Source organism: Streptomyces sp. NPDC036822 (genome assembly GCF_055609145.1).
In genome coordinates this window covers 17,001-26,862 of record NZ_JBVJPY010000027.1, presented here as the reverse complement: position 1 = coordinate 26,862, position 9,862 = coordinate 17,001, and the positions used below count along the sequence as shown (strand labels likewise).

General features: G+C 70.9%; 11 protein-coding genes and 2 pseudogenes. 7 read left to right on the top strand and 6 right to left on the bottom strand.

All coding sequences use genetic code 11. The features are described from left to right. Positions 1–1,352: 1,352 nt before the first annotated feature. Positions 1,353–1,976, top strand: a pseudogene (locus tag ACZ68P_RS33730) (telomere-associated protein Tap); the annotation flags it as partial. Here the strand turns inward: ACZ68P_RS33730 and ACZ68P_RS33725 are convergent. Further along, positions 1,955–2,407, bottom strand: coding sequence for a hypothetical protein (locus ACZ68P_RS33725; protein WP_471012917.1), 453 nt, complete (start codon positions 2,405–2,407; stop codon positions 1,955–1,957). The pseudogene ACZ68P_RS33730 and the gene ACZ68P_RS33725 overlap by 22 nt on opposite strands. On the opposite strand from ACZ68P_RS33725, the gene ACZ68P_RS33720 reads away from it, so the two are divergent. The 3 genes from ACZ68P_RS33720 to ACZ68P_RS33710 all read left to right on the top strand — a co-directional run bounded on the left by ACZ68P_RS33720 (position 2,393) and on the right by ACZ68P_RS33710 (position 3,668). Next, entirely contained in the window at positions 2,393–2,887 is a 495-nt protein-coding gene (locus ACZ68P_RS33720; protein WP_471012915.1) for a hypothetical protein, read from the top strand. The genes ACZ68P_RS33725 and ACZ68P_RS33720 overlap by 15 nt on opposite strands. Positions 2,888–3,150: 263 nt before the next feature. Continuing rightward, complete coding sequence (locus ACZ68P_RS33715; RefSeq protein ID WP_471012913.1) at positions 3,151–3,447, top strand: hypothetical protein; 297 nt, start codon at positions 3,151–3,153, stop codon at positions 3,445–3,447. Between the two features lie 38 nt (positions 3,448–3,485). Beyond that, positions 3,486–3,668 carry a hypothetical protein gene (locus ACZ68P_RS33710; protein WP_471012911.1) on the top strand — a complete coding sequence of 61 codons (183 nt, stop codon included), beginning with the start codon at positions 3,486–3,488 and terminating at the stop codon, positions 3,666–3,668. 45 nt (positions 3,669–3,713) lie between these two features. On the opposite strand, the gene ACZ68P_RS33705 is transcribed toward ACZ68P_RS33710, so the two are convergent. The 4 genes from ACZ68P_RS33705 to ACZ68P_RS33690 all read right to left on the bottom strand — a co-directional run bounded on the left by ACZ68P_RS33705 (position 3,714) and on the right by ACZ68P_RS33690 (position 6,263). Next, positions 3,714–4,079 carry a hypothetical protein gene (locus tag ACZ68P_RS33705; RefSeq protein WP_471012909.1) on the bottom strand — a complete coding sequence of 122 codons (366 nt, stop codon included), beginning with the start codon at positions 4,077–4,079 and terminating at the stop codon, positions 3,714–3,716. Next, the gene (locus ACZ68P_RS33700) at positions 4,076–4,339 is read right to left on the bottom strand and encodes a hypothetical protein (RefSeq protein ID WP_471012908.1); all 264 of its coding nucleotides are present in this window, start codon (positions 4,337–4,339) and stop codon (positions 4,076–4,078) included. Before ACZ68P_RS33700 ends, ACZ68P_RS33705 begins: the two co-directional genes overlap by 4 nt. Positions 4,340–5,526: 1,187 nt before the next feature. Continuing rightward, positions 5,527–5,670 carry a hypothetical protein gene (locus ACZ68P_RS33695; protein WP_471012906.1) on the bottom strand — a complete coding sequence of 48 codons (144 nt, stop codon included), beginning with the start codon at positions 5,668–5,670 and terminating at the stop codon, positions 5,527–5,529. Further along, on the bottom strand, positions 5,667–6,263 hold the full coding sequence (locus ACZ68P_RS33690; RefSeq protein ID WP_471012904.1) for a recombinase family protein: 597 nt from the start codon (positions 6,261–6,263) through the stop codon (positions 5,667–5,669). Before ACZ68P_RS33690 ends, ACZ68P_RS33695 begins: the two co-directional genes overlap by 4 nt. 319 nt (positions 6,264–6,582) lie before the next feature. Here ACZ68P_RS33690 and ACZ68P_RS33685 point away from each other — a divergent pair. The 3 genes and pseudogenes from ACZ68P_RS33685 (at position 6,583) to ACZ68P_RS33675 (ending at position 8,652) form a co-directional block, all read left to right on the top strand. Continuing rightward, positions 6,583–6,906: pseudogene (locus tag ACZ68P_RS33685) on the top strand (MerR family transcriptional regulator). Positions 6,907–7,139: 233 nt separating this feature from the next. After that, positions 7,140–7,343, top strand: coding sequence for a cold-shock protein (locus tag ACZ68P_RS33680; RefSeq protein WP_471012902.1), 204 nt, complete (start codon positions 7,140–7,142; stop codon positions 7,341–7,343). A 655-nt stretch (positions 7,344–7,998) separates the two neighbouring features. Further along, positions 7,999–8,652: a DUF6518 family protein gene (locus ACZ68P_RS33675; RefSeq protein ID WP_471012900.1), complete on the top strand. Its 654-nt coding sequence runs from the start codon at positions 7,999–8,001 to the stop codon at positions 8,650–8,652. A gap of 311 nt (positions 8,653–8,963) precedes the next feature. Here the strand turns inward: ACZ68P_RS33675 and ACZ68P_RS33670 are convergent, their stop codons facing one another. Continuing rightward, complete coding sequence (locus ACZ68P_RS33670; RefSeq protein WP_471012898.1) at positions 8,964–9,128, bottom strand: hypothetical protein; 165 nt, start codon at positions 9,126–9,128, stop codon at positions 8,964–8,966. Positions 9,129–9,862 lie beyond the last annotated feature (734 nt).

Here is a 9,862-nt window from a genome sequence, read left to right as displayed (position 1 = left end):
TTGTGCCGGGGTGCTCCCGCACCCGCGGGGATGGTCCCCACCCAACCGAAAGGAACCAACCCATGCCCTAGTGCTCCCCGCACCCGCAGGGATGGTCCCATGCCCATGCCGCCGACGAACCGGGTGACGCGGTGCTCCCCGCACCCGCGGGGATGGTCCCTCGCCGGGGATGACCCGCTCGTAGACAGACGCGTGCTCCCCGCACCCGCGGGGATGGTCCCCCGATCCGCGCGAGCACACCGGGGAGGCCGCCGCGTGCTCCCCGCACCCGCGGGGATGGTCCCTGGCGGTGCGTATCGGCATCCTGGCCGCGTGAGTGCTCCCCGCACCCGCGGGGATGGTCCCCGGCGTCAAGGGCCTGACCTGCGTGTATATCCGTGCTCCCCGCACCCGCGGGGATGGTCCCCCCAACGAGGACTCTGTAGCTCAGATCATCCAGTGCTCCCCGCACCCGCGGGGATGGTCCCGGTCCGGCCGGCACGATTCCAGGAGGAGGCCGGTGCTCCCCGCACCCGCGGGGATGGTCCCGCTGATCCGGTCGAGAACCTGGACACGGCCTGGTGCTCCCCGCACCCGCGGGGATGGTCCCCCTGACGCAGCAGTCAACTTGCCCTGATGAGAGTGCTCCCCGTACCCGCGGGGATGGTCCCGTGGCCCGCGCCGCGGAGTCGCCGCGCAGCAGGTGCTCCCCGCACCCGCGGGGATGGTCCCCTGGAGTACCGGACCGCGTTCTGGAACTCCTCGTGCTCCCCGCACCTGCGGGGATGGTCCGAGAGGCTTATCGCGCAGCTGTGGAGAGCGTCTGTGCTCCCCGCACCCGCGGGGATGGTCCGTCGACGTGCCGCCCTCCGGGTCGCGGGGCCGGTGCTCCCCGCACCCGCGGGGATGGTCCCACCGCCTCGCTGGGCGAGTCCGGGATCCGCTCGTGCTCCCCGCACCTGCGGGGATGGTCCCGAGATGACCGCTACTGGGCATCATGGGCCGACGTGCTCCCCGCACTCGCGGGGATGATCCCCGCCACGGGCTGCTCTACTGCATCGTCCAGGCGTGCTCCCTGCACCCGCGGGGATGGTCCCACCGCCTGCGTCATCTGCGTCAGCGACCTCTGGTGCTCCCCGCACCCGCGGGGATGGTTCCGAGACGATCAAGTTCCTGATGACCCGTACCGGATGCTCCCCGCACCCGCGGGGATGGTCCCCAGTCGCGGCCGAAGTCGGAGCGCGCTGTCTTCGTGCTACCCGCACCCGCGGGGATGGTCCCGTGAGCCGGGTCGTGGGCGAGGCGAATCTGCCGTGCTCCCCGCGCCTGACCAGGTCGTGCAGGCTGCGCCCCGGACGTCGCCCACCTTCACGCACTCCGATGCCGTGACCGGCCTGGAGCTGATGACCGCCCTGCACCCGGCGACCCGGGCCTCCGAGCCGGACGCCGACGGCAAGCGGCACTCCGAGCACAACCCCGGCTCGCTGGGCAAGGACGCCATTGACCCGATGGACTGGCCGCCGTGTGAGGTCCCCGACGGGCACCCCGTCCTCAAGGACCTGCCCCGCTTCCACGTACGGGGCCCGGCGGAGAAGCTGTTCGAGGAGGCGTACGGCATCGACGTGAACATGGCCTTCGCCGCCGGCGCCAACGGTCTGAACGTCGGCCTCGAGGAGGCGACGCACGTCAAGGCCCCGGCGTTCGACCCGAAGCTGCCGGGAAGCTGGCTGGTCGACCTGTCGCACGTCGACCTGTCTCGCGTGAAGGTCGGCAAGGAGTGGGTGGAGCTGGACGGCTCGCTGCTGCCCTCTCCGTTCACGCCGAAGGGCGAGCGCCCGACCGGCCCGGCCTGGTACGCGACTCCCACCGTCGCCTACGCCCAGGAGCTCGGCTACGAGGTGCGGCCGATCGAGGCGTGGGTCCGGTACGAGAACGGCCGGTACCTGGACGGCTGGTACAACCGGCTCCGGGACGCCTACCTCGCCACGATGGCCGACGAGGCCCTGCTCGACTGGCACAGCCGGCACAGGTAATCGTCGGCCCGCAGCTTCCGAGCCCGCATCTGCCCGTACGGCACCCCCCGCAGGTGCCCGGTGTACGCGGTGAACTCCGCCCCCGAGTACGGCGGGCACATCGTCACGTACCCGGTCTTGGTCGACGTCCTCCAGCCGCTCCAGCGCGGCCCCCGCGCCCCGCACCGCGAGCACAGCCGCGCCTGTTCGAGGAGCTTCTCCTCCACTACCTCCCACCAGTCCAGGAGGTCGGAGTAGGCGCGGGGAAGCCACCAGCGCCCCTCCGAACGGGTCAGAAGTTCCAGAGGCAGGGTTCCGGCGATCGAGCTCCGGTGCCGGGCGGTCGCGTGGGTGGAGACGAACACGTCGCAGGTCAGGCCGCCGGGCAAACCGTTCGCCGAGTGGATGCCGTCCACGCCCCCGAGCTGATCGGCGTGCTCAGGCACCTGTACTGGCAGCAGCCAGGCATTCACGGACGCCCCCTCGCAGAGGCCGCCGACCTCAACCTCCACGACATGCTCGCCGCGATCGGCCCGGCGCCGTCGGGGATCCTGTGCGCCGACTGCGGTACGGAACTGCTGCGCACCAGCCGCTCCTGGAAGCCGCCGGCCCGGTACGGGCCGCCGCTGTGCCCGGACTGCGTGAGCCGGGAGCGCGACGCACGATCACGGCAGCGGCGGGTGGAGAGCCTGCGGGCCCGCATCGTCGCCGAGGCCCTGGTGCAGGGGCGAGCCATGGACTGGCGCGCCGCTGCCGAGCTGGTGCTCGCCTTCCCGCCGCTGTCCCAGGGGATCGGCCGCGGCAGCACCGCAGACCAGCAGGACGGCGTCTGGCGCGGGTGGGAGAAACGCCCGGGTGATCCGCAACCGCCTGATCACGACGGCCGCCGACGGTGACGACATCGTGGGTGTCGCCGTCGAAGAGGCTCAGCTCCTGATGGAGACCACCCTGCGAGTCGCCGACTGGGACACGGCCCGAACCCGCGACATCGTCGACCCGATCACCCATGAACCCGCATCACCCACCTCAACGGCAAGGTCGAACGCTCCCACCGGATTGACGCCGGGGAGTTCTACCGCATGCTCGACGCGCCCGCGCCGCACGACCGCAGAGGCGATAACCCGACCGAGCCATCTCGAGCCCCGAAAGACCCACCGACATGCCCGTGGACCTGCAGACCGGCGTACGCGTCTACCAGTTCGTCGCGGATCGCCTCGACGATCGGCGCCGCGACCAGTACCCGGACGGCCGCGAAGAGTACGAGACCGACTGGGCAGCCGCCCACGACCTGGAGAAGGCCTTCGCCGAGGCCGTATATGCCCACGACTCCGGTGCGGCCGAGCACCTCCTCCAGCAGCTCCGGGACATGGCCGCTCCGTGGCAAGACCATCCCCACCACCCGGACGCCGACGGCGCGCACGAGCCGGACGGCACCGTGCGGGACAGCCGGCCATGAGGCGGCAGTGGATCCTTCCGTGCGGCATGATCGCCGTCATGTTGGTGCTCACGCCCACCGTGTTCTATACCCGCAGCACGCCATGGGCCATGGGATGGGTCGCCATCCTCTTCGGAGCCCTCGCGGTGCAGATGCTGCTCATGCTGGTGGAGCATCTCGTCCCAGCGGCGGACAGGCCCGAGCCCGACGCCGGTGCCAACGACGCCGGCGCTCCGGTCTGACCAGGCGTCGCTGGCCGGTCGACGCCGGCACACGGCTCTGCCCGATCAGCTCGTCCAGGTCTTGATCTGCGCGGCGACCTCACGCACCGGGAGCCCGTCCCGGGCGGCGCGGGCCAAGGGCAGGACAGTGTCCAGGCCGGGATGTACCGGAAGGCCGCACGCCGCGAGGTAGGCCGCGGTCACCGCGGCCGCGAAGAGGAGGTTCCTCACCTCCAGGCTCGGGTTCCTTGCCAGCTCGCACAGCAGCGCTGCCGCCTTGTGATGAGGCTCGGGGTAGACCTCGCGGTCCAGGACTTCCGCCCGGTGACGCGCTTCCGCCGCGACCGGGACGCCGTAGTCCACGACCTGGGGATCGCCCGGAATCTGCTGGGCCACTGCCAAGATCCAGGCGAGATCGACGCGGAGATTCACGCGGCGTCCCTCGGAGCGCGCTCCTCCAGCCCTTGCGGAAGGTCGGGGTACCGGTCCTCGCCGAACTCCGCGTCGAACACGTCCGTGTAGGCGGCGAGGAACGACGCAGCGCCGGCCATGAAGGCAGCACGCGACTCGTTCACATCAGCCTGAATCAGGTCGGCCACGTACCCCTGCAAGGTCAGGCCGCGGCGCTTGGCTCGCTCCTCGGCGGCCGCTTTGACTGCTTCGTCCAGCCGGATGTTCGTCTGCTTTGCCATATCCACACTGTAGCTACCTCTTGGTACCGGGACATAGCAAAGGGAGGGGGCTGCCCGGAACCGGTAGCGCGAGCGTGTCCGCCACGGGCGTGGTGAGAGGCCGGCCCGCATCGGCGAGGCAACCGCGTCATGCCGGACGTACAACCAGCGGCGTGCAGCGCGTCTGCCAGCTCGCGGGCTCGCTGCTCGGGGTCGGTGTCGATGTCGATGTCGATGTCGATGTCGTGCAGCATGCAGTAGACCGGCCCGGCGGAGGAGTCGGGGCGGATCTCGCGGGAGCGGATGACGGCGGCACGGATCGCGTTGTACGCGCTGTCCTGCACCGTCTGGTGGGGCTGGCGGTGAGAGAGTCGGCTTCGCAGTCCAGCGCGGGCCCTGGCGCTCGACGGCGACGAACACGGCGCGTCGTTGTTTGGTCTGCCGGTAGGCGGTGTTGAAGACGTCCGTGCCGGTCGCGTCCGGGAGAGGTCGGCGGGGCAAGGGATCGGCAGCGGCCCCATGAAAAGCATGCTCCCGGTCGGTGGCAGGGCTGTGCGTGGAGGGGGCGTGTCCTTTTCGAGGTGGGAGCGTTGGGGTAGGTGACGCGTGCACTGGTACGGACGCCCCACGTCGGGCCGGTGCAGTCCGCGGCCCCTGATTCCGCGCTCTGGCGTCGGGGCCGCGTCAGCCCTGGTCCCCTCTCGTGACCGGGGCTTCGTGCTGCCGGGGCGCCGTGGTGTGCGCCCCGGCCGGGGTGGTGAACTGGTGGGGCTGCCGGGCCGGGGCCCCACCACGGTGCCGGTCCGGCAGCCCAGGAGCGCCGGGCGTCGTACGGCGCTCGGCAGGCTTCTTCGAGGTGGTGCGGTGCGGGGCGGTGGGGGCGTGCCCGCACCGGGCGGTCAGCGCCCGGGCCAGGGGTAGTGGCGGGCGAGGACCGTCCACTCATCGTCCGGTTGGCCGGGCACAGCCCGCCCGTCGCTGGCCCACCGCGCCGCGAGCTCGGTGAAGATCGGCTCCAGTTCGGGGCAGGGAACCGTTTCCCTGCCGTCTCGCTGTACGCCGATGACGGGCGTGAGCCGCATCGTCGTTCTCACGCCGGGTTCAACGCCGCTGGGGGTGTCCAGGTCACCCACCGCGTACGTCACGGAGGGCGGCGCGGGCCTGGTCGGTGTCCAACGGCAGGGCGAACTCTTCGTACGCCACGGCCATCACCTCGTCCGGGGTGGGCGGCCTGTCCTCGTGGGCGCGGCGGACGGGAGCGGGCGGCGGCAGCCGGCCACGATCTTCTCGCGTTCGGCGTCGTCGAGGGTGGTGTAGTTGAGCGCGGCCAGGACCTGCCGCCACAGCGTCACCGCCCGCTCCCGTCCGCAGGCGCGGGCGCCGTGGCGACCGGCTCCTCGGGGTGCACGCCGGTGTCGTCGCCCTCGCCCGGCGCGGGCCGGTGGTCGAAGGGTCCGTCCAGTCCTGGAGGGGCTCCCGGCGTGGGGGGCCTTTGGCTCGGTGCGGTGCGTAGATCATGCGCTGATGCTCCCGCCATCTGGCTCGGGATGCTCCTGGTGCTCTGGAGGGCGGCGAAGTCGGCGCGCGCCGCCGTGACGGCCTCTGGGTTCGCCTGCCGCTTCTCGTGCTCGGCGAGCGCCCGGTAGATGCTGGGTAGGCTGGGGTTGTGCCCCTTGCGGCGGTCGGTGAGGATGATCAGGTCGGGCTGGATCTGCTCGACCGTCTCACGGTTCGCGCGGCGTCGCAGGACGGTGTGGGGCATGTCGTCGGTGATGGCCGGCGGCCGGCCGCCGTGCCTGCCCCTGCGGGCCGCGGTGTCGAGCCCTTCCAGGGTGGGTTCGCGGATGTTCTCCCGCTCGGTCTCCGCCATCGCGGCGAAGAACCCGAGCAGCAGCCCTCCGTGGCCCGTGGGGTCGTAGATCCCGGCCAGCGGTCCGGCGAGCATCTTCAGGATCAGGCCGTGCGGCGAGAGGGTCGGCCAGCGCGGTCAGCTCGGCGGCGTCCTGCCCGAGCCGCATCATCTCGTACACGGTGGACATCACCCGGCAGTGCGGGGCATGGGCCTTGATCTCCCAAGCGGCGGCCAGCGCCCGCTCGAACTTGGGGCGGACCCGCACCCCTCTGCTGATCCTCTCAGCGAAGATCTTGCCTCGGGGGATACCGTGCCCCGCGAGCGCGTCGAGCTGGGAGTCGAGTTCCTGCCCGCGGGTAGAGCAGCGGGCAGGAAGCCGATGCGGATGTCGCCGCTCGGGGTGTCCGCCTCGATCGCCGCGGGTGCCGGGGCGCCACGGCTGCCCGGGCCCGCGGCCGGCGGGGGTGAGGACCTGCTCGGCACCACGCAGAGCTTCCGCCGTGCCATAGGCGAAGCACGCCTCATCACGCCGCTCCGCTCCGAGGGCGGGCCACCGCCCTTGCTCCCGCTTCCAGCTGCGCGTCGCCGCCCGCGCCCGCGAACTCGTCGACCTGGGCACCTCCATCGAGACATCCTGCCGCCTCATCATCCTGGAAGACCAGCTCGAGGAAGCCCAGCGCGCCAACGCCGAATACCGCCGCGCCGCCGGTTGGCGAATCCGGCGGCCGCGGCCTGAGACGACACCCGGCCGCCGTCCGCCGGGTACCGCGCACTCAGCCAGGGAGACCGTTCCTCTGGTGACGGGGTGTACGGGCGTGTAACGTCCCCGTTAGCTGTCGTGGTTCGGAAGTTTCCTTTGCCCACGCCTTCGGCGTAGGCGTTTTGCTGTGCTGTGCCGCAGGAACCAGGGCGATCACCTCCGCCTCCCACACTGTGTGGGCGGCGTTCATCGACTGGAAGGCATCAGACATGGCTACGGGAACTGTGAAGTGGTTCAACGCGGAGAAGGGCTTCGGCTTTATCGCCCAGGACGGCGGCGGCCCGGACGTCTTCGCCCACTACTCGAACATCAACTCCACGGGCTTCCGTGAACTTCAGGAGGGCCAGGCCGTGACGTTCGACGTCACCCAGGGCCAGAAGGGCCCCCAGGCGGAAAACATCTCCCTCGCCTGACCTTGGCCCGCGGAAACCGGGACCGTCGCGGCCTTTGTCCCGGGTCGCCGTTTGCAGAAGAGGCCCGCACCCAGACAGGTGCGGGCCTCCGCCGTACGCCGAGGCTGCGGCCGGCTACCGCCGTGCCGACGCCGCCCGCCGTGCGGTTCGGTCGACTCGCCCCGGCAGGAGGACCCCGCCCTGGCCGCCGTCGGCGTACGGCAGAAGCAGGCCAGCCGTGCTCACCGAGCTGGTCCTTCCCGAACTCGACCAAGCTCAAGGGCGCGCAGCAGGCGTCTTGCACCCTTCACCACCAGGAGCAGCAGCAGCACGAGGTGCTGCAACCCAGCTGGACGGCCAGGAAGGGTGGCGGGCCCACCGGTTACGGACAGTGCTCTCGTCACGGCCGTGACGGGCGGCAATATCGGCATCGTCTCGCCGACAGGGGTGTCTACCATGGCGGTGTCCGTCCCTTCGTGGGTGACCGGCGGTTGCGGCGGTCACTATGGCACCTGTGGGCACCAGCCCGACACTGCCGGTCGTCTGATCATGCGGAAAGACCATAGGCGCAGCGCCATTCGTGACTTGCCGGTTGCGCCGGGATGTCACCGACTGCTCGATTGTCTGCGCACTCGGACGTTGCTGCTCGCGCGATGGACCGGCGAGCATGGCCCTCATGAATGAGGCAACCCGCGCTGCACCCGTTCCCGTCCCGGCGGCGCGTGGCTGGACCTACGCGACGGTGGGAGCACTGGGCGGGGGGCTTGCGCTGGGGATCCTCACCAATCTCGCCCAAGGCTGGCTCCCCGGCGCCTGGAACCAGATCGCCAACTCGGGCGCGGTCTGGTCGGTCGTCGCGTTCGCCGCCGGATCCGTACTGGCCAGACGAGTCGCGCTGCCCGCAGCGGCGGTGGCCGGCCTGTGCGCCGAGGTGGGGCTGGTCGTCGGGTACTACGGCTACGCGGAGTTCGGCCGCGACGGCATGGGGCACCTCGGATGGCCTTTGGTGTGGCTGGTCGTAGCCTTCATCGCCGGCCCGCTCTTCGGGATCGCCGGCGCCTGGTGGCGCCAGGGCCGCACCACTCAACGGCGGGTGACCGGCCTGGCCGCACTCGCGGGCGTCTTCGGCATGGAGAGCATCCTCTACGCGTGGACGCTCCACTACGCCACCCAGGCATGGGCATGCCTGGCTGTGACGGTTCTAGTTCCTCTGCTGATGGCCCGCACTCACAAGGAACGGGCGCTCACCCTGGCAGCAGCCGTCCCCATCTCGCTCCTCGCCTACGCGGCCATCGAGCTCCCCATCCACAACCTCTCCTTCACCGTGTGACATAGCCGTCGCCGACCACACGAAGGAATGCGAGGGTCCATCCAGTGCGGAAGACAGGGGCCCGCCATGGCATGCCCGGTTCAGGAACAGGCACTCACCAAACGACGGACACGCGCAGAGGCCGGCCGCGCCAGCAGGACGCGGTCGGCCTGGTCAAGGGCGTCGCGGGTCAGACCTCGAGGTAGGCGACCACGACCACGGTCTTCCAGGCCGTGACCCAGTACAGGAGGCGTACGCCCGGCGCTTCCACCACGACGGCTGGGGCTCGGGTGCGGCGTTGGAAAGCACGACGTCGACGGTGACGTGAACGTTCAGCGGCCCGGGAGCCGGCGGTCCAAAAGCAGGCGGCGGGGGCGGCTCCCGGAGGGCCGGGAGGCGGCTGTGTAGTCGTGCAGCTCCACCAATCGGGCGCGGTTGTAGCCGCCCTTCATGGGCCCGTCGGCCAGCCGCGCGGGAGGGGGTGCGGGCTCGGCCATGCCGTCGAGGGAGCGGCGGAGGTCTCCTGCTTGACCGGGCGGCGAGGATACGTGAGACCTCGTTGGTGACGTCCACCTCGTCGACGATGCCCGGGCCACGACCAGCTTTGTCGCATCAGGGCTTTGACCGGGACGGGTCCAGATCGGTCCGGACCGGGAGCCTTGCTAGTCACGCATCTTCGCCTCCCGGCGGGAGGACCGGGTCGGGCCAGGTCCGAACAGGCGGCGGCTGAGGGGATCTACGGCCGCCGAGCCACCCTGGGACTACTCGAAATGGGGGTCGGCGTAGGCATGAGCCAGCTACCGACCACGCCGATTGGGCCGGAGCGACAGATCCGTCCGCATATCTTGCTATCTCACTGCGCACGGCGCCGCCGTCGCATCCCCCGCCCGCAGCACGGAGCTGCGCGACCCGCGAGTCTCCCCCCACCTTCCTCGAGCAAGCGGGGCCAGGTCGGGGGAGCATCTCCGCGGACGCGGGTATCAGATGAAGACCTTCCTGGAGTACGGAGGTGTCGCGGGACCATTCCCGCGCCGGCGGGGTGATGGTCCCGACGTCGTGGGGGGACTGAGCAACGAGTGCGGGGCGCCCCGCGCACCCGCGTGGCCGGTTGGCATCGGTGTTCCGGTTGCAGCCGGGGTCACTGAAGTCGTGCCGGGTGGATGGGTAGCCAAGGGCCACGAAAGCGCCTATAGCACCGATTTCGCAAAAAATGCGACCCTCAGAATGGGGG

Bases quoted from the DNA above. Each gene is read 5' to 3' on its own strand.
- ACZ68P_RS33715 (WP_471012913.1), top strand. From the start codon at position 3,151: ATGCCCGTGGACCTGCAGACCGGCGTACGCGTCTACCAGTTCGTCGCG.
- ACZ68P_RS33710 (WP_471012911.1), top strand. From the start codon at position 3,486: ATGTTGGTGCTCACGCCCACCGTGTTCTATACCCGCAGCACGCCATGG.
- ACZ68P_RS33700 (WP_471012908.1), bottom strand. From the start codon at position 4,339: ATGGCAAAGCAGACGAACATCCGGCTGGACGAAGCAGTCAAAGCGGCC.
- ACZ68P_RS33690 (WP_471012904.1), bottom strand. From the start codon at position 6,263: ATGCTCGCCGGACCGCTGGCCGGGATCTACGACCCCACGGGCCACGGA.
- ACZ68P_RS33680 (WP_471012902.1), top strand. From the start codon at position 7,140: ATGGCTACGGGAACTGTGAAGTGGTTCAACGCGGAGAAGGGCTTCGGC.
- ACZ68P_RS33675 (WP_471012900.1), top strand. From the start codon at position 7,999: ATGAATGAGGCAACCCGCGCTGCACCCGTTCCCGTCCCGGCGGCGCGT.
- ACZ68P_RS33670 (WP_471012898.1), bottom strand. From the start codon at position 9,128: ATGGCCGAGCCCGCACCCCCTCCCGCGCGGCTGGCCGACGGGCCCATG.